At 72.6% G+C, this 25,429-nt stretch carries 24 protein-coding genes; 4 read left to right on the forward strand and 20 right to left on the reverse strand.

What is annotated here, in order from left to right; genetic code table 11:
* Positions 1 to 35 precede the first annotated feature (35 nt).
* Both AC07D6_RS27755 and AC07D6_RS27760 read right to left on the reverse strand, forming a co-directional pair.
* The gene (locus AC07D6_RS27755) at positions 36 to 1,169 is read right to left on the reverse strand and encodes a thiolase family protein (RefSeq protein ID WP_358782740.1); all 1,134 of its coding nucleotides are present in this window, start codon (positions 1,167 to 1,169) and stop codon (positions 36 to 38) included.
* Complete coding sequence (locus tag AC07D6_RS27760) at positions 1,162 to 2,613, reverse strand: class I adenylate-forming enzyme family protein (protein ID WP_479048874.1); 1,452 nt, start codon at positions 2,611 to 2,613, stop codon at positions 1,162 to 1,164. Before AC07D6_RS27760 ends, AC07D6_RS27755 begins: the two co-directional genes overlap by 8 nt.
* A 53-nt stretch (positions 2,614 to 2,666) precedes the next feature.
* Here AC07D6_RS27760 and AC07D6_RS27765 point away from each other — a divergent pair, with 53 nt between their 5' ends.
* The gene (locus AC07D6_RS27765; protein WP_479048876.1) at positions 2,667 to 3,434 is read left to right on the forward strand and encodes an SDR family oxidoreductase; all 768 of its coding nucleotides are present in this window, start codon (positions 2,667 to 2,669) and stop codon (positions 3,432 to 3,434) included.
* A 1-nt stretch (position 3,435) separates the two neighbouring features.
* Here AC07D6_RS27765 and AC07D6_RS27770 read toward each other — a convergent pair whose 3' ends face one another.
* Genes AC07D6_RS27770 through AC07D6_RS27800 form a run of 7 tightly spaced genes read right to left on the reverse strand, consistent with a single transcriptional unit; the run spans position 3,436 to position 11,703 of the window.
* Positions 3,436 to 4,479, reverse strand: a complete 1,044-nt coding sequence (locus tag AC07D6_RS27770) for a CaiB/BaiF CoA transferase family protein (protein WP_479048878.1) — start codon at positions 4,477 to 4,479, stop codon at positions 3,436 to 3,438.
* Complete coding sequence (locus AC07D6_RS27775) at positions 4,476 to 5,432, reverse strand: TIGR03564 family F420-dependent LLM class oxidoreductase (RefSeq protein ID WP_479048881.1); 957 nt, start codon at positions 5,430 to 5,432, stop codon at positions 4,476 to 4,478. The genes AC07D6_RS27770 and AC07D6_RS27775 overlap by 4 nt, the downstream gene beginning before the upstream one ends.
* A gap of 1 nt (position 5,433) precedes the next feature.
* Positions 5,434 to 5,856 (reverse strand): cobalamin B12-binding domain-containing protein, encoded by a 423-nt coding sequence (locus AC07D6_RS27780; RefSeq protein ID WP_479048884.1) that lies wholly within the window; start codon positions 5,854 to 5,856, stop codon positions 5,434 to 5,436.
* Positions 5,856 to 7,433 carry a methylmalonyl-CoA mutase family protein gene (locus AC07D6_RS27785; RefSeq protein ID WP_479048887.1) on the reverse strand — a complete coding sequence of 526 codons (1,578 nt, stop codon included), beginning with the start codon at positions 7,431 to 7,433 and terminating at the stop codon, positions 5,856 to 5,858. Before AC07D6_RS27785 ends, AC07D6_RS27780 begins: the two co-directional genes overlap by 1 nt.
* A gap of 51 nt (positions 7,434 to 7,484) precedes the next feature.
* Positions 7,485 to 8,930, reverse strand: coding sequence for a FadD3 family acyl-CoA ligase (locus AC07D6_RS27790; protein ID WP_479048890.1), 1,446 nt, complete (start codon positions 8,928 to 8,930; stop codon positions 7,485 to 7,487).
* The gene (locus AC07D6_RS27795; protein ID WP_479048893.1) at positions 8,927 to 10,105 is read right to left on the reverse strand and encodes an amidohydrolase family protein; all 1,179 of its coding nucleotides are present in this window, start codon (positions 10,103 to 10,105) and stop codon (positions 8,927 to 8,929) included. The genes AC07D6_RS27790 and AC07D6_RS27795 overlap by 4 nt, the downstream gene beginning before the upstream one ends.
* A 35-nt stretch (positions 10,106 to 10,140) precedes the next feature.
* A complete protein-coding gene (locus tag AC07D6_RS27800) occupies positions 10,141 to 11,703 on the reverse strand; it encodes an AMP-binding protein (protein ID WP_479048895.1) in 1,563 nt (520 codons plus the stop codon).
* A 77-nt stretch (positions 11,704 to 11,780) separates the two neighbouring features.
* Between AC07D6_RS27800 and AC07D6_RS27805 the strand changes: the two genes are divergently transcribed.
* The 3 genes from AC07D6_RS27805 to AC07D6_RS27815 are packed head-to-tail and all read left to right on the forward strand — an operon-like array spanning position 11,781 to position 14,269.
* Positions 11,781 to 12,794: a 2Fe-2S iron-sulfur cluster-binding protein gene (locus AC07D6_RS27805; RefSeq protein ID WP_479048897.1), complete on the forward strand. Its 1,014-nt coding sequence runs from the start codon at positions 11,781 to 11,783 to the stop codon at positions 12,792 to 12,794.
* Positions 12,795 to 12,825: 31 nt separating this feature from the next.
* Positions 12,826 to 13,545: an enoyl-CoA hydratase/isomerase family protein gene (locus AC07D6_RS27810; RefSeq protein ID WP_479048899.1), complete on the forward strand. Its 720-nt coding sequence runs from the start codon at positions 12,826 to 12,828 to the stop codon at positions 13,543 to 13,545.
* Positions 13,535 to 14,269: an alpha/beta hydrolase fold domain-containing protein gene (locus AC07D6_RS27815; RefSeq protein WP_479048901.1), complete on the forward strand. Its 735-nt coding sequence runs from the start codon at positions 13,535 to 13,537 to the stop codon at positions 14,267 to 14,269. The genes AC07D6_RS27810 and AC07D6_RS27815 overlap by 11 nt, the downstream gene beginning before the upstream one ends.
* Before the next feature lie 62 nt (positions 14,270 to 14,331).
* Here AC07D6_RS27815 and AC07D6_RS27820 read toward each other — a convergent pair whose 3' ends face one another.
* The 11 genes from AC07D6_RS27820 to AC07D6_RS27870 form a co-directional block, all read right to left on the reverse strand.
* Positions 14,332 to 15,936, reverse strand: coding sequence for a GMC family oxidoreductase (locus AC07D6_RS27820; RefSeq protein WP_479048903.1), 1,605 nt, complete (start codon positions 15,934 to 15,936; stop codon positions 14,332 to 14,334).
* Positions 15,937 to 16,094: 158 nt separating this feature from the next.
* A complete protein-coding gene (locus AC07D6_RS27825; protein WP_479048905.1) occupies positions 16,095 to 17,327 on the reverse strand; it encodes a metal-dependent hydrolase family protein in 1,233 nt (410 codons plus the stop codon).
* A gap of 224 nt (positions 17,328 to 17,551) precedes the next feature.
* Complete coding sequence (locus AC07D6_RS27830; protein WP_479048908.1) at positions 17,552 to 17,770, reverse strand: hypothetical protein; 219 nt, start codon at positions 17,768 to 17,770, stop codon at positions 17,552 to 17,554.
* Positions 17,771 to 17,782: 12 nt separating this feature from the next.
* Positions 17,783 to 18,403, reverse strand: a complete 621-nt coding sequence (locus AC07D6_RS27835; protein WP_358782724.1) for a TetR/AcrR family transcriptional regulator — start codon at positions 18,401 to 18,403, stop codon at positions 17,783 to 17,785.
* 100 nt (positions 18,404 to 18,503) lie between these two features.
* The gene (locus AC07D6_RS27840) at positions 18,504 to 19,328 is read right to left on the reverse strand and encodes an NAD(P)-dependent oxidoreductase (RefSeq protein WP_479048910.1); all 825 of its coding nucleotides are present in this window, start codon (positions 19,326 to 19,328) and stop codon (positions 18,504 to 18,506) included.
* A 14-nt stretch (positions 19,329 to 19,342) separates the two neighbouring features.
* Positions 19,343 to 19,843, reverse strand: a complete 501-nt coding sequence (locus AC07D6_RS27845; RefSeq protein ID WP_479048913.1) for a DoxX family protein — start codon at positions 19,841 to 19,843, stop codon at positions 19,343 to 19,345.
* The gene (locus AC07D6_RS27850; protein ID WP_479048915.1) at positions 19,836 to 20,750 is read right to left on the reverse strand and encodes an alpha/beta hydrolase; all 915 of its coding nucleotides are present in this window, start codon (positions 20,748 to 20,750) and stop codon (positions 19,836 to 19,838) included. The genes AC07D6_RS27845 and AC07D6_RS27850 overlap by 8 nt, the downstream gene beginning before the upstream one ends.
* Positions 20,747 to 22,417, reverse strand: a complete 1,671-nt coding sequence (locus AC07D6_RS27855; protein WP_479048918.1) for a thiolase C-terminal domain-containing protein — start codon at positions 22,415 to 22,417, stop codon at positions 20,747 to 20,749. Before AC07D6_RS27855 ends, AC07D6_RS27850 begins: the two co-directional genes overlap by 4 nt.
* On the reverse strand, positions 22,414 to 23,781 hold the full coding sequence (locus AC07D6_RS27860) for a cytochrome P450 (RefSeq protein WP_479048920.1): 1,368 nt from the start codon (positions 23,779 to 23,781) through the stop codon (positions 22,414 to 22,416). Before AC07D6_RS27860 ends, AC07D6_RS27855 begins: the two co-directional genes overlap by 4 nt.
* 34 nt (positions 23,782 to 23,815) lie before the next feature.
* The gene (locus AC07D6_RS27865; RefSeq protein WP_358782718.1) at positions 23,816 to 24,007 is read right to left on the reverse strand and encodes a ferredoxin; all 192 of its coding nucleotides are present in this window, start codon (positions 24,005 to 24,007) and stop codon (positions 23,816 to 23,818) included.
* 31 nt (positions 24,008 to 24,038) lie between these two features.
* Positions 24,039 to 25,421 carry an ABC transporter substrate-binding protein gene (locus AC07D6_RS27870; RefSeq protein WP_479048924.1) on the reverse strand — a complete coding sequence of 461 codons (1,383 nt, stop codon included), beginning with the start codon at positions 25,419 to 25,421 and terminating at the stop codon, positions 24,039 to 24,041.
* Positions 25,422 to 25,429 lie beyond the last annotated feature (8 nt).

Below are 25,429 nucleotides of genomic sequence, written 5' to 3' on the forward strand. Positions count from 1 at the left end.
GGCCCACAGGGGGACCGGGCACCTGAAGGCACGGGTCAGGGCGCGGGCACTTCCAGCACGAGTGCGGAGCCCATTCCGCCGCCGGCGCACATGGCGGCCACGCCCACTCCCCCGCCCCGGCGGCGCAGCTCGTGCACCAGGGTGACGATCATCCGGGTGCCGGTCGCCGCGACCGGGTGGCCGAGGGAGCAGCCGCTGCCGTTGACATTGACCGTGTCCGCATCGAGGTCCAGCCGGTGAACGGCGGCCACGGCCACCGACGCGAAGGCCTCGTTGATCTCGAAGAGGTCCACGTCGGACACGGTGAGGCCGGCCCGGCGCAGCGCCTTCGGGATGGCCAGGACGGGGGTCAGGCCGGTCTCGGCGGGGTCGACGGCGACCGACGCCCAGGACCGGACGACGGCCAGGGCGGGCAGCCCCAGGCCCTCGTCCGCCACGGCCACGGCGGCCGCCGCGTCGTTGGCTCCGCAGGCGTTGCCGGCGGTGATGGAGAATCCCTCGATCTCCGGGTGGAGCGGCTTGAGCGCGGCCAGGCGCTCCGCGCTCGTGTCGCGGCGCGGGTGCTCGTCGGCCTCGAAGGGACCGTACGGGGTGTCGACGGGCACCGTCTCGTCCTTGAAGCGCCCTTCGTCGAGCGCCCGGACGGCGTTGCGGTGGGAGCGCAGCGCCCAGGCGTCCATCTCCTCTCGGGTGATCCCGGCCCGGACCGCGGTGTTCCAGCCCACCGTGATCGACATGTCGAGATTGGGCGCGTCGGCACGGTCCGGATGGGACGGCGGCACCCACGGGCCCTCGACGCCCCGGAAGGAGAGCCTGGGTGCGGTCGAGGCGGAGTTGACCCCGCCGGCGAGCACCAGCCGGTCCATGCCGGCCCGTACGGAGGCGGCGGCGGTCTGCACCGCCGACAGGCCGGCCGCGCAGTGCCGGTTGAGGGCCAGGCCCGGGACCCGGGGCAGTCCGGCGGTCAGCGCCGCGTGGCGGGCGACGACTCCGCCGCCGTAGTGGGACTCGGCGAGCACCACGTCGTCCACCAGAGCGGGGTCGAGACCCTCGGTGGTGGCCTTGACGATGCGGTCGGCCAGTTGGTGGGCGGTGGTGTCGCGCAGGCTCCCTTTGAAGGCGGTGCCGATGGGGGTGCGCAGGGCGGCGACGAGGACGGCTTCAGGCATGCGCGGACTCCTCCGGTTCGGTCGGGTCGGCGAGCTCGGCGACCAGGGTGCGGCGCAGCAGCTTGCCGGTGGCGGTGCGGGGCAGTTCGGAGCGGAAGACGACGGTGTCGGGGGTCTTGGACGAGCGCAGACGGCGTTTGGCGAACGAGCGGATCTCCTCCGGGTCCCCCGTGCCGACGAGCACCGCGACCAGCCGCTGACCCCACTCCGGGTCGGGCAGGCCGAGCACGGCGGCCTCCTCGACGTCCGGGTGCTGGAGGAGGACGTCCTCGATCTCGGCGGGCGCGATGTTCTCACCGCCCCGGATGATGGTGTCGTCCGCGCGGCCCTCGAGGAACAGGTAGCCGTCCGCGTCCAGCCGTCCGCGGTCGCGGGTGGCGAACCACCCTTCCCCGCCGCCGGAGTCGCCTCCGCCTTCGTACTCGCCGGAGATCTGGGCGCCGCGCACGAAGACGAGCCCGGTCTCTCCGGGTCCCAGCGGTGTGCCGTCCCCGCCGCGGATCTCGACCTCGACACCCGGCAGCGGGCGCCCCACCGAACCCAGTCGGGCACGCACCGCGGGTTCGTCGGAGGCGACCGCCCACCGGTGGTCGTCGGGGCCCAGCACGCAGACGGAGGAGGCGGTCTCCGTCAGACCGTAGGCGTTGACGAAGCCGGTGTCCGGGAACTGCCGCAGGGCGCGCTCCACCACCGGGCGGGGGCAGCGCGCGCCGCCGTAGGCGAGGTTCCGCAAGGTGGGAACGTCCGCCTTCGCGTCCCCCAGCTCGGCGGTCAGGCGCGCCAGCATGGTCGGTACGACCATGGCGTGGCTGACGCCCTCGCGCCGCACCGTCGCCAGCCAGTCGGCCGGCTGGAAGACAGCCTGGTAGACGACGCGACGGCCGGAATACAGGTTCGTGAGCAGGTTCATCAGCCCGGCGACGTGGTACGGCGGGAGCGCCACCAGGCTGGCGTCACTCGGCTCCGCCGAACCGAAGTCCTGGGTGTTGAAGACATAGGCCAGCAGATGGCGGTGGCGGAGCAAGGCCGCCTTGGGGGCGGCGGTGGTGCCGCTGGTGTAGAGAACGACCGCGACGGCTTCCTGGTCCTGCGGCGCGGGCAGCCACTCGGCCCGCCCAGGAGCGGCGAGCAGCGCTTCGAGGTCGGCCGGGTTCAGCACCTCGGCCCCGGGATGCCGGTCGATCAGCGCGCCCAGCTGCTCCTCGCCGAGGCGGTAGTTGAGGGGGACGAAGGGAACCCCGGCCAGCGCGGCACCGAACAGGGCGACCGGGTAGGCCAGATGGTTCGGCCCCAGGTAGAGGACGGCGGAGCGGCCGCGGAAGCGGTCCGCCGCATGGTGCGCGAGGCGCTGGAGATCGGCGGCGGAGAGCGTGCGGTCGCCTTCGGTGACGGCCGGCCGGTCTTCCCCCGAGGCGGCCATTTCCAGAATCACGGCTATGTTCATGAGAATGGCATTCTCCTACACTCAGATCCACACTCGCAAGGGAGAGGAATGCAATGCGCATCGACGGTTGTGCGGCCCTGGTGGTGGGCGGAGCGGGCGGGCTGGGCGAGGCCACGGTGCGGCGCCTGCGCGCGGCGGGCGCCGGCGTGGTGGTCGCCGACCTCGCCGACGACAAGGGCAAGGCCCTGGAGTCGGAGCTCGGGGTGCGCTACGTCCGGACCGACGCCACCGACGAGGACTCCGTCCGGGCCGCGGTCGACGCGGCCGAACGGGTGGGCACGTTCCGGATCGCGGTGGACTGCCACGGGGGGCCCGCCAGCGGCGGGCGGCTCATCGGAAAGGACGGCTCCCCCCTGGGGCTGGACGGCTTCCGCAGGACCGTCGACGTCTATCTGACCGGAGTGTTCAACGTGTTGCGGCTGGCCGCCGCTGCCATCGGGCGCACTGCACCCCACGACGGGGACGGGGGGCGCGGGGTCATCGTCACCACGTCGTCCATCGCGGCGTACGAGGGGCAGGTCGGCCAGCTCCCGTACGCTGCGGCGAAGGGCGGTGTGTCGGCGATGACCCTGGTCGCCGCCCGCGACCTGTCACCGCTCGGCATCCGCGTGGTCACCGTCGCCCCGGGGACCGTCCTCACGCCCGCGTACGGCAGGAGCGGGGACCGGCTGGAGGCGTACTGGGGCCCTCAGGTCCCCCACCCGCGGCGGATGGGGCGCCCCGAGGAGTACGCGGCGCTGGTCCAGCATCTGTGCGAGAACGACTACCTGAACGGCGAAGTGGTGCGACTGGACGGCGGGTTGCGGTTCCCTCCCAAGTAGGTCAGCCGTAGTCGCCGTGTTCGCCGAGGCGCGGCGGCGCCCCGTACCCAGGTGTGTGGCCGCCGATGCGGAACGGGCTGCCGACCAGCCGGTGGCCGCCCGCCTCGACCACCGCCTCGGGCGCCTCGGCGAGGGCCTCGGGCAGGGTGCGGACGGCGGCCGCGGGGACGTGCAGCGGGCGGAGCCGGGCTTCCCAGCCCGCGGCCGTGTCGGCGGCCAGGGCCTTGGTCACGGCCGCGACGACCTCGGTGCGGTGGGCGGCGCGCTCCGCCATGGTGGCGTAGCCCTCGATGCCGGCCTCGGTGGCGAACGCGCGCCAGAACGTGTCGTGCGTGATGAACAGCGCCAGGTGGCCCTCGGCCGTCGGGAAGAGCTGCGCGGGGACGTAGTAGGCGTGGGCCCCGCCGAGGCGGCGCGGGGGCGTGCCGTCGTTCAGCCAGGCCGCCGCGTGGTAGTTGAGCTGGGAGAGCATCACGTCCCGCAGGGAGACGTCGACCTGCCCGCCCCGTCCGGAGACGACCTGCGCCAGCAGTCCGAGGGCGGCGGCGAGGCCGGCCGAGTTGTCGGCGGAGGAGTAGCCGGGCAGCTGGGGCGGTCCGGAGGGATCGCCGGTGAGGGCGGCGATGCCGGTGGCGGCCTGGATGACGTAGTCGAAGGCGGGTGCGTCGCCCGCGTCCATGCCCCAGCCGGTGAGGGCGACGCACACCAGCCGTTCGTTCCAGGGTTTCAGCGCCTCGTAGGTCAGGCCGTAGCGGTGGACGGCCGAGGGTTTGAGATTGACCAGGAGCGCGTCGGCGCCCCGGACGAGTTCGTGCAGCCGCGCCTGTCCCTCGGGCGTAGCCAGGTCCAGGCGGACGGAGCGTTTGCCCCGGTTGAGGCTGGCGAAGTAGGCGTCCGAGACCTGGCGGGACAGGTCGCCGCCGGGCGGCTCGATCTTGGTGACCAGCGCTCCGAGGTCGGCCAGCAGCATCGTGGCGTAGGGACCGGCGAGGATGTGCCCGACCTCCAGGACGCGCAGCCCGGACAGCGGGCCCGGCTCGCTCACCGGAAGTCCGCGGCGATCGCCGCCACCGCGTCGCGGGTGCGGCGCTTGGAGGCGACCAGTTCCTCCCGCCCGCTGCCCAACGGCAGCAGGCGCACGGAGAGGTCGGTCACGCCCGCGTCGGCGAACCGCTTGAACCGGGCCCGGATCGCCGCCTCGTCGCCGGCTGCGCACAGGTCGCCGACGTCGCGGGCGTCACCGTGCTCCAGCAGGCGCTGGTAGTTCGGCGACACCTCGGCCTCGCCGAGAATGCGGTTGGCGCGTTCCCTGGCCGCGTCCGCCTCACGCGGCGCGCACAGGCACACCGGGACGCCGGCGACGACGCGCGGAGCCGCCCTCCCCGCTTCCTGCGCGGCCCTGGTGATCGTCGGGACGACGTGGTCGGCCACCGCCCGTTCGTCCGCCAGCCACAGCACGGTCCCGTCGGTCAGTGCCCCCGCGATGCGCAGCATCACCGGGCCGAGCGCCGCCAGCAGCACCGGCAGCGGGGAGACGGGGCCGAGGGTGAGCGGGTTGTGGACGCGGAAGACGTCGTTCTCGACGTCGACCGCACCCGACCCGCTCACCGCCGCGTTCAGCACCTCCAGGTAGGCGCGGGTGTACGCGGCCGGTTTCTCGTACGGGATGCCGAGCATGTCGCGCACGATCCAGTGGTGGGAGGCGCCGACGCCCAGGGCGAGGCGTCCGCCGGCCGCCGCGTGCGCGGACAGCGCCTGGCGGGCCAGGGCGACGGGGTGCTGGGCGTGCACCGGGACCACCGCCGTGCCCAGTTCGACACGCGAGGTGGCCCGGCCCATCAGGGTCACGGCCGTCAGCGCGTCGAAGTCGGTGGGCACCTGCGGCACCCACACGGTGTCGAGCCCGGCCTCCTCCGCCCAGCGGGCGTCGTCGACCATGCGGTTCGCCTTGTGGGCGGCGTCGCCCCGTTCGGGGCCGCTCATCACTCCGACGCGCATGTCATTCCTCCGTGCGGGCGAGGGCCTCAGGCCCACTGGTCAGGGTGCGGATGTCGGTCACGATGGCGTCCAGTGCCGTGCCCGTGGGGAACACCGCGGCGGCCCCGGCCTCGAACAGCCGGTCCACGTCCCCGGCGGGGATGGTGCCGCCGACCACGACGGGGATGTCGCCCGCGCCGGCCGCCCGCAGCGCCTCCACCGTGCGGCGGGTCAGCGAGAGATGGGCACCGGACAGGATGGACAGACCCACCAGGGCGGCGTCCTCCTGCACGGCGGTGGCGACGATGTCGTCGACGCGGCGGCGGATGCCCGTGAACACGACCTCGAAGCCGGCGTCCCGCAGCCCCCGGGCGACGAGTTTCGCCCCGCGGTCGTGCCCGTCGAGGCCGGGCTTGGCGACGAGCACCCGTACCGGCGGCGCCATCAGAACACCACCGGCTGCCGGAACTCGCCCCACACCTCGCGCAGGGCGCCGGCCGTCTCGCCCACCGTGCAGTAGGCGTGGGCGCAGGCGATCAACGGTTCCATCAGGTTGGTGTCTCCTTCGGCGGCGCGCTTGAGTTCGGCGAGCCGGGCCCGGACGTCGCCGGCGCCGCGCTCGGCCTTGATGCGCGCGAGCCGTTTCAGCTGCCGTTCCCGTCCCTCGGCGTCGAGTTCGTAGGTGGCGAGGTCGGGCGGGGGTTCCTCGGTGGTGAAGCGGTTGACGCCGACCACCGGCCGCTCCCCCGAGCCGACCTCCTGGTGCAGCCGCCACGCCTCGTCGGCGATGAGGGACTGCAGATAGCCGTCCTCGATGCAGCGCACCATGCCACCGTGCGCCTCGAGGTCGGCCATGATCTCCTCGATGCGTGCCTCGGTGGCGTCGGTGAGCGCTTCCACGAAGTACGAGCCGCCCAGCGGGTCGGCGACCCGGGTGACGCCCGTCTCGTGGGCGAGGATCTGCTGGGTGCGCAGGGCAAGGGTGGCCGACTCCTCGCTGGGCAGGGCGAACGGCTCGTCCCAGGCGGCGGTGAACATCGACTGCGTGCCGCCGAGGACGGAGGCGAGCGCCTCGTAGGCGACACGGACGGTGTTGTTGCGGGCCTGGGGCGCGTACAGCGAGGCTCCACCGGCCACACAGCCGAAGCGGAACATGCAGGCCTTGTCGGTCCTGGCGCCGAACCGCTCCCGCACGATCGTGGCCCAGCGCCGGCGCCCGGCCCGGTACTTGGCGACCTCCTCGAAGAAGTCGCCGTGCGTGTAGAAGAAGAAGGAGATCTGCGGGGCGAACCGGTCGATGCTCATGCGTCCGCGGGCGAGGACCGTCTCGCAGTACGTCACGCCGTCGGCGAGGGTGAAGGCCATCTCCTGCGCGGCGTTGGCGCCCGCGTCCCGGAAGTGCGCCCCGGCGACCGAGATCGCGTTGAAGCGGGGCACCTCGTCGGCGCAGAACTCGATGGTGTCCGCGATGAGGCGCAGGGACGGTTCGGGCGGCCAGATCCAGGTGCCGCGGGAGGCGTACTCCTTGAGGACGTCGTTCTGGATGGTGCCGGTCAGTTTCGCGCGCGGGATGCCGCGTCTCTCGGCGGCGGCGACGTAGAAGGCGAGCAGGACGGCGGCGGTGCCGTTGATGGTGAAGCTGGTGCTGATGCGATCCAACGGGATGGAGTCGAAGAGGATCTCGGCGTCGGCGAGGGTGTCGAGGGCGACGCCGACCCGTCCGACCTCGTCGGTGTACTCCGGGTCGTCGGAGTCGTACCCGCACTGCGTGGGCAGGTCGAGCGCGACCGACAGGCCGGTGCCTCCCTGGTCCAGGAGGTAGCGGTAGCGGCGGTTGGACTCCTCGGCAGTGCCGAAGCCGGAGTACTGGCGCAGCGTCCAGGTCCGGCCCCGGTAGCCCGTGGGGTAGTTGCCGCGGGTGAAGGGGAAGACCCCGGGGGGCGGAGGGTCGGTGGGCCGGTCCTCAGGTCCGTAGAGCGGCTTCAGGGGGATGCCGGAGGCGGTGCGGGCGTCGTCGGTCATGACGGGGCGTCGTCCTTGTGTGAGGTGTGGCGGGCCCGGGGTGTCCCGGGGTCAGCGCAGTTGGTCCTTCAGCACCTTGCCGGTGGCCGTCAGCGGCAGCGAGGTACGGAACTCGACGTGACGGGGCACCTTGAAGCCGGCCATGCGTTCCTTGGCCCACGCGATCAGCTCGGCCTCCGTCACCTCCCCGCGCCGCACCACGAACGCCTTGCCGACCTGCCCCATGCGGGCGTCGGGCACGCCGACGACGGCGACCTGGGCGACGGCGGGGTGCTGGAGCAGGAAACCCTCGATCTCGGCCGGGTAGGCGTTGAAGCCGCCGACGATGAACATGTCCTTCTTGCGGCCGACGATCCTGAGCCGGCCCTCCGCGTCCAGTTGCCCCAGGTCGCCGGTGTGCAGCCAGCCGTCCGCGTCGACGGCCTCGGCGGTGGCCCCGGGGTCGTCGAGGTAGCCGCGCATCACGGAGTAGCCGCGCACCAGCACCTCCTGGTCGTCGGCGATGCGCACCTCGAAGCCCTGGCAGGGTCTGCCCACGGTCGTCGCCACGGCCTCGTAGGGGTCGCCGGGCCGGGAGGCGGTGACGGTGCCGGCCTCGGTGAGGCCGTACCCGGTCATCAGGTGGGTGAAGGGCAGTTCCGTGGTGATCCGGCGCACCAGCTCCACGGGGATGTCGGCGGCCCCGGTCACCGCCACGCGCAGCGAGGACAGGTCCCGTCCGCCGTCCGCCTCCAGCAGGGAGTGGTAGAGGGTCGGCGGGCCGGGCAGGACGGTCACCCGTTCCTTCTCCACCAGCTCCAGGACGCGGTCGATGTCGAAGACGGCGAGCGGGAGCGCGGTGGCGCCCCGGATCAGGGAGGCGATCAGGCCGGCCTTGTAGCCGAAGATGTGGAAGAAGGGGTTGACCATCAGGTACCGGTCGCCCGGCCGGAGCTGTGCGAGGTCGCACCACTCCGCGTACAGCCTGAGGGTCTGCCCGTGGGTGGTCATCACGCCCTTGGGGCGGCCCGTCGTCCCGGAGGTGAAGACGATGTCGGCCAGGTCCTCCTCGTCGACCTCCCGTTCCAGCGGCGGCCCCGAGGCGAGGAAGCCGTCCTTCTTCAGATCGATGACCGGCACGCCGGGCGGCCCGGCGAACTCCCGGCCCAGGAAGCCGTTGTGGACCAGCAGCGCCTTGGCACGGCTGCGTACGACGATGTCGTGGGCCTCCTGATCGAGGAACCGGGTGTTCACCGGGACCAGCACCCCGCCCGCGGTGAGCAGTCCGAAGGCCGCGACGATCCACTCGGCCGAGTTGGGCGCCCACAGCGCGACCCGGTCCCCCGGTCCGACGCCCGCCGCGGCGAACGCCCCCGCGGTGCGCCGGACGCGGTCGGCCAGTTCGGTGAAGGTCCAGCGCAGCTCCCCGTCGACCACGGCCTCGGCGTCCCCGAAGCGCTCGGCCGCGCTCCGGACCAGTTCGGGGATGCTGCGCCAGCGCGCCGTCGCCGGTGTCATGCGTCGATCAGCCGGGCCAGGTTGCCGCCCATCACCTTGGCCTTGTCCTGGTCGCTGAGCTCGGTGAGGTGGTCGACGTAGGTGACCGGGTCGGCGAGGCCCTCGGGGTGGGGGTAGTCGGAGCCGAACAGGACGCGTTCGATGCCGATGAGGTCGCCCAGCCGTGCCATGTCCTCTTCCCAGAAGGGGCTGATGTGGATGTTGCGCTTGAAGACCTGGACCGGGTCCTCCTGGAACTCGTGCGGCATCTTCTTGTGCACGTCGGCCAGCCGGCCGAGCACCGGCTCCACCCATGAGGCGCCGTTCTCGATGACCGCGATCTTCAGCTCGGGGAAGCGGGAGAGCGCCCCGTGGCAGATCAGCGAGGTGACCGCGTCCTCGATGGGGCGCCACTCGTGGACCTGGCGGAAGGCGTTGGGCTTGAACGGCAGGAACTCGCGCCGGTTGCCCTCCCAGTCGTTGGCGTAGTTCGCGTAGCCCGAGTCGGAGGAGTGCAGGGCGACCAGGACGCCGGTCCCGACGACCCGCTTCCAGAACGGGTCGAACTCCGGCAGCGCGAAGGACCGGGTGCCGCCGAAGCCGGGCACGGGCGCGGGCCGCACGAGGATGGCCCGCGCACCGCGCTCCACCACCCAGTTCAGCTCGTCGATCGCCTTCTCGACGATCGGGAGGGTGATGACGGGGACGGTGAAGATGCGGTCCTTGTAAGCGAAGCCCCAGGTCTCGTGCAGCCACTGGTTGAGGGAGTGGATGACGACGTGGATCAGTTCCGGGTCGTCCTTCATGCGCTCCTCGATGAGGCTCGCCAGCGTCGGGAACATCAGGCTGCGCTGGACGCCGAGTTCGTCCATCAGCTCCAGACGCGGGGCCGGTTCGCGGAAGGCGGGGATCGAGCGCATCGGCTCGCCGAAGATCTCCCGGCGTGTCTTGCCGTCGGGGTTGCCGACCTTGAAGTACTCCTCCATGGCGCCGGGGCGGGCCACCACGTCGAAGGTGGGGTTCGGGATGTACTCGCTGATCTGCCCGCGTATCGCGATCTTGGTACGGCCGCGGACGTTCACGTACTCGATGGCCCCGTCGTACTCCTTCGGGAGGTATTTGGTCAGCGCCTCCTGGGTCTCGTAGAAGTGGTTGTCCGCGTCGAAGAGCGGGAACGGGAGCTCGCGCGACGGCATGAGATCCTCCTTCACTGATTGGGAGAATCGTATTCTCACTGCACGGGAGTGGCAATGCGGCTGCGGAGGGCGAACTTCTTCACCTTGCCGCTGGGAGTGCGCGGGAAGTCGTCCACGGCATGGATCCGCTCGGGCCACTTCTGCCGCGCCAGGCCGGCCCGTTCCAGATGCAGCCGCAACTCGGCCAGGCCGGGGGCCCGCCATCCGTCCCGCATGCGCAGGACGGCGGCGGCGCGCTCGCCGAGCCGCGGATCCGGTACGCCGACCACCGCGGCCTCCGCCACCCCGGGCAGCCCGAGCAGGATCTCCTCCACCTCCAGGGCGCTGATGTTCTCCCCGCCGCGGATGATGACGTCCGCTTTGCGGTCGGTGACGGTCAACCAGCCCTCGGCGTCGACGGTGCCGATGTCACCGGTGCGGTACCAGCCGTCCCCGTCGAAGGCGGCCCGCGTCAGTTCGGGATCGGTGTAGCCGAGGCACAGGTCCGGGCCGCGGGTGAGAATCTCACCGTCCTCGGCGAGGCGCACCTCGACGCCGGGCAGCGGAAGCCCGTCGGTGTGCATCCGTTTGGCGGCGGGGCCGTCGTACGGCGTGCAGGTGACGGAGGGATGTTCGGTGGAGCCGTAGGCACGGAAGACGCTGATGCCGAGGGACTCCAGCCGGCTCGTCACCGCCGACGGGACGGCCGCGCCGCCCAGGCCCGCGTACTTCAGGCGGGCGATGTGCTCCGGGGTGCACTCGGGGTGGTCCAGCAGGCTCGTCATGTAGTACGCCGCCCCGCCGCCGACGGTCAGCCCCCGGCCACGCATCAGCGCGAGCGCCTGGGCGGGGTTCCAGGTGTCGCCCAGGTGGACGGGGGATCCGTCGAGGACGGGGATCAGGAAGGCGTTCACCATGCCGATGAAGTGGCCGACCGGAGCGACGGTGAACTGCCTCCCGCGGTCCGGCGGGTAGGACGCGGCGAGTTGCCGCGTCTCGTAGCCGAGGGTCCGATGGCTGTGGACGACGCCCTTCGGATCGCGGGTGGTGCCGGAGGTGAAGGCGATCAGCGCGGGCGAGCCCGCACTCACCGGGATCACGCCCCGCATCGGCTCGTCGGCGAGCAGTTCGCCGAAGTCTCGGCCCACCACACCGACGACCGGCACCTGCTCGCACAGGTCGGGGCGGAACTCCTGCCGGCCGAAGCGCTCCGCCGCGAAGAACGCCTTGGGTCGGGTGGCCCCGATGATGTACGCCACCTCCTTCGGCCCGTAGAAGTGCACCACGGGGACGGCCACGGCACCCAGGAAGGCCGAGGCCCAGAACACGGCCGCGGCCTCCATCCAGTTGGGGAGCTGCATCACCACGACGTCACCCGGTCCGACCCCGCGCTCGCGCAGCCCCGCGGCCAGGCGGCGGGCGACCCGCTCCACATCGGCGAACGTCCCGGCCCACGGCCGGACGTCCGAGTGCACGCGGAACGGCACGTCCCCCGCCCCGGACAGGCCGCGCGCCAGCAGGTCTCCGAGCGTCTCGTCGGTCCACCAGCCCGACTGCTCGTAGCGGGCGGCCAGTTCGGTCGGGACGGTCCGCAGTGCGGCGGTGGGAAACGTCGACATTCCTCAAACACCTCTCTCACACGAGATGAGCGTTACGAGAATTGCACTCTCCCATGGCGAGAAGGTAAGTTCCATACATGGCACGCGACCACGGTTTCCATCCGGTGCGGATCACCCGGATCACCGACGAGGCGCCGGATGTCCGCACCTTCACCCTCGACGCGCCCTTCCCGTACCGCGCGGGGCAGTTCCTGACCTTCCAGGCCTGCGGAGTACTGCGCAGTTACTCGATGTCGAGTTCTCCCGACACCGACGACGAGGTGTGCGTGACCGTCAAGCGCGTGCCCGGCGGCCTGGTCTCCGCGTGGATGCACCAGGGCCTGAAGACCGGTGACACCCTGCTCGTGACCCGGCCCGCCGGCGCCTTCTGCCTGCGCGAGGAGTCGGCCGGCCGGCCGCTCGTCGCGTTCGCGGGCGGCAGCGGCATCACGCCGGTGTTCTCCCTGGTCAAGAGCGCGCTGGCCACCACCTCCCGGCCGGTACGGCTGTTGTCGGCCCATCAGAGCCGACAGACCGCCATCTTCACCGCCGCCTTCGACGCGCTCGCCGTCCGACACGCCGGGCGGTTCGAGGTACGGCACCATCTCGACGACCGGGACGGGCTGGTCACGCAGGACGAGATCCGTGCCGTGGTCGGGGAGCCGTTCGACGAAACCGACTTCTACGTGTGCGGGCCGGCGCCGTTCATGGAGTTGGTGGAGCGGACGCTGGCCGGGGCGGGAGTGCGGCCCGAGCGGATCATCGTCGAGCGTTTCACGCCCGCGCCCGCGCCGACGGCCGCACCGGTGCCGGCCGGCGCACCCGTGCGCGAGACGGCCGCGACCGTCACGGTCGGCCTGCGCGGGCAGCGCAACACCGTCCCGCAGCGGCCGGGCGAGACCCTCCTGCAGACCGCCCGCCGGGCGGGGTTCACCCCGCCGTTCTCCTGTGAGTCCGGGGACTGTGCCACGTGTATGGCACGGCTGGCGACGGGCGAGGCCAAGATGCGGGTGAACAACGCCCTCGACGCCGACGAGGTGGCCGAGGGGTGGGTGCTCACCTGTCAGGCCGAGCCCGCCTCCCCCGAGGTGACCGTGGTGTACGAGGACTGAACCGACCCTCCCGACGACCGGAAGGCCGCGCATGGTCGAGCTGGAGCTTCAGGACGGCCTGGCCGTCGTCACGATCGACCGACCGCGGGCCCGCAACGCCCTCGACCTGAACGCCATGGGCGAGCTGGAGAAGGTGCTGGACGCGGCGGAAGGGGCGTCGGCGCTCGCGATCACGGGGTCCGGCGACCGGGCCTTCGTATCCGGCGGCGATCTCAAGGAGCTGTCCCGGCTGCGCACGGAGGCGGAGGCGTCGCGGATGGCGCTGCGGATGCGGGCGCTGTGCGACCGGATCTCCGCCTTTCCCGGACCGGTGGTGGCCGCGCTCAACGGTCACGCGCTCGGCGGCGGGGCGGAGGTGGCGGTCGCCGCGGACATCCGGATCGCGGCGGACGACGTCCGTATCGGCTTCAACCAGACCACGCTGGCGATCGTGCCCGCCTGGGGCGGGGCCGAGCGCCTGGCCCGGCTGGTGGGGCCGGGGCGGGCCCTGTTGCTGGCGGGCACCGGACGCGTGCTGGACTGCGTCGAGGCGGAGCGTGCGGGGCTGGTCGACCTGGTGCTGCCGCGGGCGGAGTTCGACCTGGGCTGGCGGGAGGTGGCGCGTTCCCTCGCCACCCGCCAGGCACGCGAGATCAAGCATCTGACCACGGGCACCCGCTCGCCGCGGGAGGCCGCCACGGCCTTCGCCCGGCTGTGGGTGTCGGAGGAACACTGGGAAGCGGCGGAGAAGGTGATGTCCCGTGGCAAGTGAAGTCCGCGTGGTCGATGGTCCGTTCGGGCCGGAGGTCCAGCCGGAGGGCGGCACCGTCGGCCGGACGGTGCTGTACGTGCACGGTGATCCCCGGCTGGCGGGCACCCCGCAGGACGCGCTGCCGACCGCCCGGGAGCTGACCCGGCTCACCGGCCGGGCGGTCCTGTGCCCGCGGTACCGCCCGCACTTCCCCCAGGCGCTGGAGGACGTGCACGCCGCCTGGGAGTACTGCCACGACCGCGGACCGGTGGCGGTGGCCGGCAAGCGGCTCGGCGGCGCGCTGGCGGCCGGCCTGCTGCTGCGCCTGCGGGACGCGGGAGCCGTGCTGCCCACCTGCGCGGTGCTGACGTCCCCGCTGCTGGACTTCACCCTGGACGCGCCGAGCCTGCTCCTCAACGCGGCCGCCGACCGCACGGTGGACGCCGAGACGCTCCCCGCGCGGGCGGCGGCCTACGCGGGGACCACACCGCGCGACCATCCGCTGCTCAGCCCGCTCCACGGCAATCTGCACGGTCTGCCTCCGGTGCAGCTCCACGCGGCGGGCACCGAGGTTCTGCTGGACGACACCCTGGCCTTCGCGACCCGGGCCGCGCACTCCGGGGTCGCCGTGGACCTGCGTGTCTACGAGGACCTGTCGGCGCAGGGACTGCGGCAGTTGGGCGCCATGGCGGCGTTCCTGAATGCCTGGCACAGGTCGGCGTCGTTCAGTTCCTCGGACGTCTGAGACGGCGACGACGGCCGGCGGGGACCCGTACGCCCCCGCCGGTCCTCACGTGCCGCCGGTCCTCACCTGGCCGCGAGGAGGGAGTCCGCGGCCCGCCAGGCCATCGCCATCACCGGGCCGTTGAGGTTGCCCGCGACCATCACCGGCAGGACGGACGCGTCGACCACCCGCAGGTTCTCCACGCCGCGCACCCGCAGCTCGGGGTCGGTGACGTCCTCCGGCGCGGGGCCCATGGCGCAGGTGCCGATGGCGTGGAAACCACAGTAGCCTCCGTCGAGGGCCGAGCGTACGACGTCGTCCTCGGAGTCGGACGAGACGGCCGGGCCCGGGAAGGTCTCGTGCCTTATGCGGGAGGCGATGGGGTCGGTGTCGAAGTAGTCCCGCAGCCGCCGGAACAGGTCGCCGGCCACCTTCCGGTCGTGCGCCGTGGAGAAGTACCCGGGGTCGATGTCCAAAGCGGCGTCGGGCTCGCCGGAGGTGATGGCGAGCGCACCCTCCGAGGTGGGCCGCAGCACCATCGCGCACGCCGACACTCCCGGCTCCCGCTCCACGGCCGCGGGCTTGCCCGGCGTCAGCGCGCCCAGGGACCAGGGCGCCAGCAGCACCTCGGCGTCGGGGCGTTCGGCGTCCGGGTGGGACTTGAGGAAGGCCATCACGTCGTAGGCGGGCCGGGCCAGCGGACCCTTGCGGGTCAGCAGGTAGGCGGCGCCGGTGCGGGCCTGGGCGAACGGCGTGGCCAGTTTCCGGTTGGCGCCGAGCGGGGTGTCGAGGCGGAACCGCAGGGCCAGGCAGCGGTGCTCCCGCAGCCGCGCCCCGACCAGCGGGCGGTCGAGGCGTACGTCCACACGCGCGGCGCGCAACACCTCCGCGGGGCCGATCCCGGAGAGCTGCAGCAGCTTGGGCGTGGCGAGACTGCCGAGGCTGAGGATCACCTCGCGCCGCGCCCGGACCTCCTCGCTCGATCCGTCCGCCCTGCGCACGCGCAGCCCGGTCGCCTTGTCCCCGTCGAGGAGCACCTGGGTGACGGTGGTGTTCACGGCGACGACCAGATTGGGGCGGGAGCAGGCGGGGCGGAGAAAGGCGCGTGCCGCGCTGAACCGCCGGCCCGCCTTGATGGTGGCCATCGCGTATCCGATGCGCTCGCCGTCGTACTCGTTGACGTCGGGCACCGGCCGCAGTCCGCAGGCCTCGCCCGTGGCGATGAGTTCGTCGCACAGCGGGTCCGGATCGCGGACGGTGGAGACGTGCAGGGGGCCGCCGGTCCCCCGGGTGGGCGAGGCGCCCAGGGCGTTGTGCTCCATGGCGCGGAAGGCGGGCAGGATCGCGTCCCAGCCCCAGCCGGGGTTGCCGAGCGCCTCCAGCCCGTCCCAGTCGGCGCGGGTGCCCCGGTTGTAGACCATGCCGTTGACGGAGCTGGAGCCGCCGAGCACCTTGCCGCGCACCCACATGTCCGGGTTGCCGCCGGGGCGCAGGGGCCGGGTGCGGTAGTGCCAGGAGTAGGACGGGTCGCCGAACAGCTTCCCGACGCCCTTGGGGATCCGCAGGTAGGGGTGGCGGTCGGGCCCGCCGGCCTCCACGAGCAGCACCCGGACACCGGGGTCGCGGGAGAGCCGCTCGGCCAGCACGCAGCCCGCCGACCCGGCGCCCGCGATCACGTAGTCGTACATCTCGTGTGACTCCTTCTTCGCGGGTCGGGTGTGCTGCCGGGGAACCGGGGCGGACGCCGGCGTGGTCCCGCACTCCCCTCACCGCTGATGGGGCGGGGTCACGGCCGGCGCGCGGCCCCCGGCTCTCCGCGGCTCGGCCGGCCGGGTGGTCGTGGGGCTCAGGGCTGCGGCATGTCGTCGCGGTGCACCTGGCCGCCCTTCATGACGAACGACACCCGCTCGGTGACGGAGACGTCGGCGAGCGGGTCACCGGGCACGGCGATGACGTCCGCGAGCAGGCCCGGTGCCAGGCGTCCCCGGTCGTCCGCCCCGATCAGGTCGGCGGCGACCGTGGTCGCGGCGCGCAGGGCCTGCAGTGGCCGCATGCCCCGGTCCACCAGGGCGCGCATCTCCATGGCTCCCTTGCCGTGCGGGATGGCGGGAGCGTCGGTGCCGAGGGCGACCTTGACGCCGCGCCGGATCGCACGGGACGTGGATGCGCGGGCGCGCGGGAAGACGTCGGCCGCCTTGGCCCTGAGGGCGGGGTCGACGTGCTCGGTGTTCATCCCTTCGGTCAGTGAGGTGGTGGCGACCAGGAAGGTGCCGCGCTCCACCATGAGGTCCAGGGTGGCGTCGCTCGCCAGGAAGCCGTGCTCGATGCAGTCGATGCCGGCCTCGACCGCGGCCCGGATGGCGGAGTCGCCCATGCAGTGCGCGGCGACCTTCACGCCCGCCCGGTGCGCCTCGTCGACAATGGCGCGCAGTTCCTCGTCCGAGTACTGCTGTGCGCCGGCGGGGCCGGTGTGCGACATGACCCCGTTGGACGCGCACACCTTGATCACCTGTGCGCCGTACTTGATCTGGTACCGGACCGCCTTGCGCACCTCCGCCACCCCGTTGGCGATGCCCTCCTCGACGGTGAGCGGCAGCACGCCCGGTGCGAACGCCTGGAACATCGTCGGGTCGAGATGGCCGCCGGTCGGGGCGATCGCGTGCCCGGCGGGCACCACGCGCGGTCCTTCCACCCATCCGAGGTCGATGGCCTTCTTCAGCGCGACGTCGAGGAGGACGCCGCCCGTCTGCACGAACAGGCCGAGGTTGCGCACGGTGGTGTAGCCGCGTCGCAGCGTCCGCCGGGCGTTGGCCACCGCCCGCAGGGTGCGCACGGCCGGGTCCTCCTGGACCGGGATCAGCGGGCTGCGGTGATCGGGGCCGCCGAGGAAGAGGTTGACCTCCATGTCCATCAGACCCGGCATCAGGGTGACGTCGCCGAGGTCGCGCACCACGGTGCCCTCGGGGAGGCGGTCCGGCCGGCCCACCTCGGCGATGCGCTCGCCGGTGATCAGCAGCCCGCCGGGCTCGACCAGTTCGCCCTTGTCGATGTCGAGCAGGCGCGGGGCCGTCAACAGCACCGGGGGTCGCGGCTCCCTGTTCCGCGCGGCCGTCACGCGACGCCCTCCGCGGGACCGGGAGTGGTGAACGGGGCGGTGAGGACATGGTCCATCTCGGCATCTCCGTGTCTGCTCGCTGGACGGCGCCGCGCGGCCGGTCGACCCGAAGATAACAGCGATCTCATTTAAGGAGAATACTGTTTCCATCGATTGTCCATGACCGTCATCCGCCGACGCGCGGACGGTCACCGCTCCTCGGCCAGCACTTCCTGCAGGCTCCGCACGGCGTGCTCCAGCGGTCCGAGCGCCAGGCCCAGTTCCCCCGCCAGGCCGGAGACCACCGCGAGGTCCTTGCGGAGGAAGGCTCCGGCACCCACGGCCGGCCCGGCGATCCCGCCCCGGGCGGCGGACGCCGCCGAGGCGTTGCTCGCGGCACTGCCGTGGGACAGGGCCTCCCGCAGCACGCCCTCCCGGAGCTACCCCTTCACCACGGGGTCCTGAGCGCAGTCGCCCCCGTTGCCGTCGCCGTGTTCGGTGTCGCCCACCAGGACGGCCATCGCGTCCCGGACGATGCTCGGGTAGCGGTCGGTGTCCGGGCCCGGGTCCACGAGCCACAGCTGGTGGACGCCTTCGACCAGGGCGAGGAAAGCCGTGGCGGCGGCCGACGCGCTGAGGCCGCTGGGCAGCCGTTCGCCGTAGCGCTCGGCCAGGCGCGCGGCGAGGTGGGCCTGCAGGGACCGGCAGCGGTCCGCCACGTAACTGCGGGCGGGTTCCTGACCGGTGACCGCCTCGGCCATCACCACGCTGTGCACGGTGGCGAACGAGGGGTGTCCCTGTTCGAAGGCGACGGCCGCCGCGAAGTCGGCGGGCAGGTCCTCGCCGGCCGGATGGTCCGCCAAGTGCTCGCGGTTGAGCTGCTCGCGGAAGTCCAGCATCTCCAGCAGCAACCGCTTCTTGCTGGGGAAGTAGTGCAGTACCCCCTGCCGGGTCAGCCCGGCTCGCTCGGCCACGGCGTCGATCGAGGCATTCTTGAAACCGCGCTCGGCGAAGACCTCCAGGGCCGCCGCCAGAATGTCCTCCCGCCGGGCAGAACCCACGTCGTTCCCCTTCCGCCGCTGGAACCGTGCTCGCACACAGTACGCACCCGGGCGGTCCCGGGCGAAGAGCCGGGAAGGGTACGTCCCGGCGCCTCGGCGGTCACCGCCCCATGGCGTCCAAGGCCGAGCGGGCCGCCTGCCGCACCGGACCAGGCCGTCGTTCGTCCTCGGTGCCGGCGCTCTCGACGATGCTCGTGAACAGCCGTATGTCCTTCGCCAGCAGCCCGCCCGCGTGCCCGGCGATGCGCCGCAGCGTCCCGCCCGCGTCGACGACCCGTTCCAGGGCGAAGCTCGCCGCGCTGCCGCGCGGCAGGATCCGGCCCAGCCCGGCGGCGTCCAGACCCAGCCGGCCGCCCAGTTCGAGAGCGTCCGCGGCGAGCCCCAACTGGGCGGTGAAGAGGACGTTGTTGAGCAGCTTGGCGATCTGCCCGGCGCCGGTGGGACCGAGGTGGACGACGGGATCGCCGTAGGTGGCGAACAGGGGACGGCAGAAGGCGAAAACCTGGGGGTCGCCGCCCACCATGACGAGCAGGGAGCCCTGCTCCGCAGCCCGTCCGCCACCGCTGACCGGCGCGTCCAGGACCGACACCCGCTGGACGCGGGCGCGTTCCTCCAGCCGGCGGCAGGTCTCGGGGTGGACTGTGGAGTGCACCACGAGCACCCCTCCCCTGCGCATTCCGGCGAGGACGCCGTCCGTGCGGGTGGTGAGCTGCTCGACGTCGGCGTCGTCGACGACGCACAGGCACACCACGTCGCTCGCGGCGGCCAGTTCGGCCGGTGACCCCGCGGTCTTCGCGGCGGTGTCCGCGAACGGGGCGAGCGTCGCGGCCCGGCGCGCCCACAGCGTCGTCCCGTACCCCGCCTCGACGATCCGCCGTGCCATCGGCGCGCCCTGGCTGCCCAGTCCGATGAAACCGACCCGCATGTCCCGTCGTCCTCTCACGTCGTCTCCCGGGGCCGCCAGAAGACGGCCAGCAGTCCGCCCGTCGCCACGATCCCCACCGCGAGCACCAGGCCGGCGCCCGCCCATCCGGTCACGGCGAGGTCCGCCGCCGTGTCGACCGCGTACTTCCCCGGTCCCCATGCCCCGAGCGCCACCGCCAGGACACCCAGGACGAGGACGTACTCGTAGCCTTCCTCGAAGACGAAGAAGCCGTGCGGGCGGTGGGCGAGCAGCCCGGCGACGAGCATCACGGACAGGACGGCCGCGCAGGCCAGGGGCGTGAACAGACCCGCGGCCAGCAGGAGTCCGGCGCCGGTCTCGGTGACCACGCTCAGCCACGCCTGCAGCCGGGGACGGCGCAGGCCGAGTCCGGCGAACCAGCCCGCCGTCCCGACGATGCCGCCACCGCCGCGCCAGTGGTTCCAGCCGTGCGCCACCATCACCGCGCCCACGACGACCCGGACGAGGAGGAGGGCGGCGTCCGCGGGCTCACCCATCGCGCTGCCCCCGCTCCGAGGGCAGTGCCGGCACGCCGAGGGCGCACTCCTCGACGAAGGCCAGGACGTGCAGGTGGTAGGCGAGCGCGGTGCGGCTGACGCTGGTGTTGTGCCCGGCGCCCGCCTGCTCGTGCAGCACCAGGCGCGGCGCCGCGGTGAACAGGGACGCGAGGTCGGCCAGACCTTCCGGACCGTTGGCCCACACCTGCTCGTACTCGGCGAGTGTGAGGTGGACCGGCACCCGCACGCGCCCGGCGAGGCGGCCGAACTCCTGCTCCCAGCCTTCCCTGCGACCCTCGTACGAGGGCGAGGTGGCACCGATGCCGCGTCCGCCGTACACGTCGGGCGGGTAGGCGTGCGGCGGGTCCCACAGGGCGTCGCGCAGGTTGGGCCGGGTGCGGGTGGGATCGCGTCGCCACTCCTCCATGGTGGTGAGCACCCGCGGGTGGTGGGTCCGTCCCATGCCGGCGAGTTCCACTCCGAGCAGGCCGGCGCCGCGCGGGTCGCCGGCCATCCGCACGGTCAGCTCGCAGCCCGCGGAGTGCGCCCAGAGGAACACGCCGAGGCCGCCGTCCCGGCCTTGGAGGAAGGCGTCGACGGCGGCGAACGCGAAGTCGGTGCGCTGTTCGGGCGTCCGCATGCGTTCCTCGTGCCCGGCCGAACTGCCGTAGCCGGGGCGGTCGAGGGCGACGACGGTGAATCCGGCCGCGGCGGCGGTGCGCAGCAGCGAGAGCCTGGGGTGGCCCGGGTGGTCGAAGTAGGTGGAGGTGGTGGCGCCGCCGTGCACGGCCACGATCACGGCCCGTGGGCGGTCGGCCTCGGCGACCAGCGCGGAGGCGGGGAGGCCGTGGACGTCCACCACCTCCCGGTGGACGCCGGTGGTGAGTTCGGGTTCGGTCGAGGTCATCCGTCCGTCCTGAGCAGGAGTACGCCGCTGGGGGTGAGCCCGCCGCTGGAGACCACGGCCGTCCGCGCGCCCGCCACCTGGCGGGCGTCCGCCTCGCCGCGCAGCTGGAGCACGGCCTCGTGGAGCAGGCCCATGCCGTGGGTGCGGCCGTGGGAGAGCTGTCCGCCGTGTGGGTTGAGCGGGAGGAGGCCGTCGGGGGCGATGTTCTTGCCGCCGTCGAGGAAGTCGCAGGCCTCGCCGATACCGCAGAAGCCGAGCGCTTCGATCCAGGACAGGCAGTTGAAGGTGAAACCGTCGTACAGCAGCGCCACGTCGACGTCAGCGGGACGCAGCTCGGTGCGGGTCCACAGGTGGGCGGCCTGGCCGAGCACCTGTGGTTCGTGGGTGAGCGTGGCCTGGTCCCACTCGGGGCGTTCGACGATCTGCGTCCCGACGGCCTCGACCCGGACCGGGGGCTTGCGCAGGTCCGGTGTCGTCTCGGCGGCGGAGACGACGACGGCGGTCGCGGCGTCGCAGGGGACGTCGCAGTCGTAGAGGCCGAAGGGAGTGGTGATGGTGCGTGCCGAGAGGTAGTCGTCCATGGTCAGTGGGTCGCGGTAGATCGCGTCCGGATGGCGGGCGGCGGCGGCGCGCTGATTGAGGGCGATCCAGCCGAGGGTCTCGCGGGTGGTGCCGTAGCGGTGCATGTGCCGCTGGGCGTTCATCGCCAGCATGATCGCGGGTGAGACGGCGCCGAAGGGCTTGAACCAGCCGTCGGCGGCGCCCCCTCGGGGCAGCCGGATCCTTCCCTGGCGGACGAGTTCGGCGTGCGTGGCCTCCCACACCGTGCGGTAGCACAGCACGTGCCGGGCGAGGCCGCCGGCGACCGCGAGCATCGCGGCGATCACACAGCCGCCGGGGCCGAAGGTCTCGCCGGCCCCGTTGTGCCAGACGGGGCGGAGACCGAGGGCCGACTCCAAGGCGGTGACGCCACCTTCGGCGAAGCCGCCGTACGCGCCGCCGCCCGGGTAGGTGGACAGGCCGTCGATGTCGTCGAGGGTGAGGCCGGCGTCGGCGACGGCCTTCTCGCACGCCTCCACGGTGAGGTGCAGGGGCGGAACCATGAGGCGGCGCCCGATGCGGGAGGCCGCGGCGCCGCTGATGACGGCCCGCTCCTCGAACCGGCGGGCCACCGGGGCGCGGCGGACCTGGGCCCGCATCTGTCCGGGAGCCGGGTCGTCGGGTGGCAGCGGGGTGGGCTCCGGCTGGTCGGCGGCGGGACGGAAGAGCGGCAGCCAGGCGTCACCGGCCTGCTCGAAGACGACCTCCATCAACATGCCGAGGCGCAGGTCCTCGGGCGAGTGGCCGACGACGTTGGTGGTGAGGCGGACCCGGGGATCCTCTTCGAGCGCGACCTGGGCGACGACGAACGGCGTGGGCAGGCCCGGGACGGCGAAGCGGTGGTTGACGGTGAAGCCGATCAGCCGAGCGCGGCCGGAGACCTCGCGGATCCCGGTGTCACGGCCCCGGCAGCGGCGGCAGACCGGCTGCGGCGGGTGGATCAGCGCCGAGCAGGCGGTGCAGGACCGGAGGCGGAGCCGCCCGTCGCGGCCGGAGGCCCAGAAGAATTCGCTCTCCTGGTCCGGTTGCGGCAGCGGACGGGCGGTCCCCGGGTCGGACGCCGTCAACGGATCTTCGCCTCCGCCTTGCGCACCGTCACCGGCTCGGCGAGCCCCTGCTCGTCGCACGCCCGCTGGAGGGTCTCCAGCGTCTCGTCCAGACCCGGGCCGAGCCGGCGCCCGGGCGTGAAGGTGGCGGGCAGGTGGCGCATGCCCTGGATGACGCCGATGGTCTCGTAGTGGACGGTGCCCTCGGGGTCGCACTCGAAGTCCGGGATGCGGTCCAGTACCTGGATCAGCATCCGCTTGAAGACCGTACGGGCCACGTTGGAGCCGATGCAGCGGTGAATGCCGAGACCGAAGGCGGTGTGCCGGTTGCCGCCGCGCTCGAGGTCGACGCGGTCCGGGTCGGGGAAGACGGCCGGGTCACGGTTGGCCATCGCCCACGACAGCCACACCCGCTCGCCCTCCTTGAACTCCTTCCCGGCGATCTCGCAGTCCTCCGCGACCGTCCGCGCGTCGCCGGGTGCCGGAGTGAAGTAGCGCAGGAACTCCTCGGTGGCCGTGTCGAGCAGGGTGTCGCGCTCCCGGCTGAGCCGCGTCCGCTGGTCGGGGTGCTGGGAGAGCCACTCCAGGGCGTGGGCGGTGAGCGCGGTGGTGGTGTCGAAGCCGCCGCCGATGAGCAGGGCCATGGACCCGACCAGGTCGAGGTCGGACGGGGTCTTCCCGTCGATCTCCAGGTGGGCGAGGGCGTCGGCGAGGCCGGGGCGCGGGTGGGCGCGGACCTCGTGGAGGGTGGTGGCGATGTCCTTGAGCATCGCCATGTGGGCCTCGACCACCCGGGGCATGTCCGGGGAGTCCGGCGGGGTGTAGACGCCTGCGTGGGCCGGCTCGTTGTAGAGCTGCCACTTCTTCAGGGGCACGCCCATCATGGCGAGGGTGAAGACGGCCGGGACGATGTTGGCGAGGTCGTCGACGAAGTCGATCCGCCCGGACTCGATCCTCTCGTCGAGGCAGGCCCGGGCCACCTCGTCGATGAACGGGATCCAGCGGGCGACGGCCGCTGGGGAGAGGTAGGGGTTGAGGGCAGTGCGGTAGGCGCGCTGTTCGGGCGGGTCCATCTCCAGGAACCCGCCGCGGAAGCCCTTGCCGCGCTCCGGCGCCGGGATGCTGATGCCCTGGTAGCCGCGGCGTTCGCCGTGCACGTCGTGGTCGTTGGAGAGTTTCTGTCCGGCGCGGGCGAAGGCGAGCAGCTCGCGGTTGCCGGCGGCGACCCAGTGCCCGCCGTAGGTGTCGGTCCAGGCGAGCGGGCAGCCGGCGTGGAAGGCGCGGGTCTGCTCCTCGAACCGGTCGCGGTACCCGGGGGCGTGCCGGTCGAAGCGGACGCGGGGCTGCCTGCGGGTGTCGTCGTCGTGGGGGTCGGATGCGGTCATGGTGTGCGTTCTCCTCGTGTCGGCCGCGCCCGCTTCAGAAGACGCTGATGGCTCGCTCGGGGCAGGACCGGACGGCCTCCACCACCTGGTCCTGCTGGTCGTCGGGCACCTCTTCGGAGACCGGCGAGGAGTGTCCGTCGATCTCGCTCAGTTCGAACACCTTGGGGGCGCGCATGGCGCACAGGGTGTGCCCCTGGCAGCGCTCGGGGTCGACGCGTACCTTCACGTCACTCAGCTCCCGTTCACGTTCAGGTCGGTCAGGTCAGGTCGGACAGGGACTTGCCGACGGAGGCGAGGGTGGCCGGCTTTCCGTAGTCGGCCTCGTACTTGTAGACGGGGCCGTCGCAGCGGAAGGCACCCTGGTCGGGTTCGAAGTCGGCGGGCCGCCAGCCGTCCGCGGTGGCCTCCACCACCGTGAAGCAGCGGGCCGGCTGCTTCGAGGTCAGGTCGAACGGTGCCTGGAGGCCGCCGGCCGTCCAGTCGGTGTTGTTGCGGGCGTTCTCGTACACGCAGGCGCGTGTCAGCGTGGAGCAGTCCCGGGCGGCGGTGGCGAACAGCAGCCAGGCGGAGAAGGCGCGCAGAGCGGGGTAGGTGACTTCCTTGCCGGGCGCGTACTTCTCGAACAGGTCGATGGCCTGCTGGGTGGCGGGGTTGCCGGCCGCGCTCTCCAGCGGTGCGGTGGCGAACAGTTCGGCGTAGTTGTGCTGCTTGGCCAGGGCCGTGCCCGCGAGCTTGGGGAAGGCGGGGCCGTAGGCGTTGGAGTTGGCGTCGATCCAGTCGGGCGCGTAGTCGATGCTGGTGAGGGCCTGTTCCAGTTTGGCGAGGCTGGCGAAGTCGCCGAGGAATATCAGTCCCTTGACGCCCTCCTTCTTGATCGCCTGGGCGTACGGTGTCCAGTCGGAGACGCCGGACGCCGGGTAGAGGTCGGTGTAGGAGACCTTGCCGCCGAGGCCGGCCACGGCTTCCTCGAACTGGGCGGACATGACCTTGGTCACCGGCGAGTCGCCGGCGATGACGCCGACCTTCCGCGCGGAGCCGGGGTGCTTCTCCTTCATCAGCCAGGTGTAGTAGCCCGGGTACTGGAAGTAACCCGCGCTCGGCTGTGAGGCGATGGCCTGGAGGTCGGAGCCGATGGCACCGATCTGGCTGGACTGAGCGGGGAAGTTGGGCAGCAGGCACGTCAGCCGGTCCTTGACGCCCAGGCTGTCCAGGGCGGCTCCGCCGCCGACCAGCGCGAAGTCCTCCTTGCAGGCTTCCAGTGTCCGCTGCCGGACCTCCGTGAACCGCGCGTCCCGGGTGACGGGGTCGATATGGCGGCCGTTGATGCCACCGGCGTCGTTGCACCAGGAGGTGAAGACCTTCGCCGTGTCGACGAACTCCGACTTCTTGGTGAACCCTACGTCGGTCAGGACCCCGACCCGGATCGCGTCGTCGGTGACGCCCTGGACGGAGGACTTCCCCGCGGTGCCGGGGCCGCACACGTCTTTCAGGGTGCCGAAGTCGGACGGTGCGGCCTGGGTCCGCTGCGGCGTCGGGCTGTTCTGCCGCGCGGAGTCGGTCTCGTCGTCGGACCGGGTGGAGCAGCCCGCGGCCAGCAGCACCGCGAGAGCGGTGACACCGCCGGTGATCAGCCTGCGCATGGTGCCTC

It is taken from the genome of Streptomyces sp. NPDC045287, assembly GCF_056432325.1.

Coding starts and splice junctions, on each gene's coding strand:
- AC07D6_RS27790 (WP_479048890.1), bottom strand. CDS start 8,930: ATGACACCGGCGACGGCGCGCTGGCGCAGCATCCCCGAACTGGTCCGG.
- AC07D6_RS27760 (WP_479048874.1), bottom strand. CDS start 2,613: ATGAACATAGCCGTGATTCTGGAAATGGCCGCCTCGGGGGAAGACCGG.
- AC07D6_RS27820 (WP_479048903.1), bottom strand. CDS start 15,936: ATGTACGACTACGTGATCGCGGGCGCCGGGTCGGCGGGCTGCGTGCTG.
- AC07D6_RS27850 (WP_479048915.1), bottom strand. CDS start 20,750: ATGACCTCGACCGAACCCGAACTCACCACCGGCGTCCACCGGGAGGTG.
- AC07D6_RS27845 (WP_479048913.1), bottom strand. CDS start 19,843: ATGGGTGAGCCCGCGGACGCCGCCCTCCTCCTCGTCCGGGTCGTCGTG.
- AC07D6_RS27785 (WP_479048887.1), bottom strand. CDS start 7,433: ATGACCGACGACGCCCGCACCGCCTCCGGCATCCCCCTGAAGCCGCTC.
- AC07D6_RS27810 (WP_479048899.1), top strand. CDS start 12,826: ATGGTCGAGCTGGAGCTTCAGGACGGCCTGGCCGTCGTCACGATCGAC.
- AC07D6_RS27800 (WP_479048895.1), bottom strand. CDS start 11,703: ATGTCGACGTTTCCCACCGCCGCACTGCGGACCGTCCCGACCGAACTG.
- AC07D6_RS27765 (WP_479048876.1), top strand. CDS start 2,667: ATGCGCATCGACGGTTGTGCGGCCCTGGTGGTGGGCGGAGCGGGCGGG.
- AC07D6_RS27840 (WP_479048910.1), bottom strand. CDS start 19,328: ATGCGGGTCGGTTTCATCGGACTGGGCAGCCAGGGCGCGCCGATGGCA.
- AC07D6_RS27775 (WP_479048881.1), bottom strand. CDS start 5,432: ATGCGCGTCGGAGTGATGAGCGGCCCCGAACGGGGCGACGCCGCCCAC.
- AC07D6_RS27755 (WP_358782740.1), bottom strand. CDS start 1,169: ATGCCTGAAGCCGTCCTCGTCGCCGCCCTGCGCACCCCCATCGGCACC.
- AC07D6_RS27795 (WP_479048893.1), bottom strand. CDS start 10,105: ATGCCGTCGCGCGAGCTCCCGTTCCCGCTCTTCGACGCGGACAACCAC.
- AC07D6_RS27870 (WP_479048924.1), bottom strand. CDS start 25,421: ATGCGCAGGCTGATCACCGGCGGTGTCACCGCTCTCGCGGTGCTGCTG.
- AC07D6_RS27805 (WP_479048897.1), top strand. CDS start 11,781: ATGGCACGCGACCACGGTTTCCATCCGGTGCGGATCACCCGGATCACC.
- AC07D6_RS27860 (WP_479048920.1), bottom strand. CDS start 23,781: ATGACCGCATCCGACCCCCACGACGACGACACCCGCAGGCAGCCCCGC.
- AC07D6_RS27780 (WP_479048884.1), bottom strand. CDS start 5,856: ATGGCGCCGCCGGTACGGGTGCTCGTCGCCAAGCCCGGCCTCGACGGG.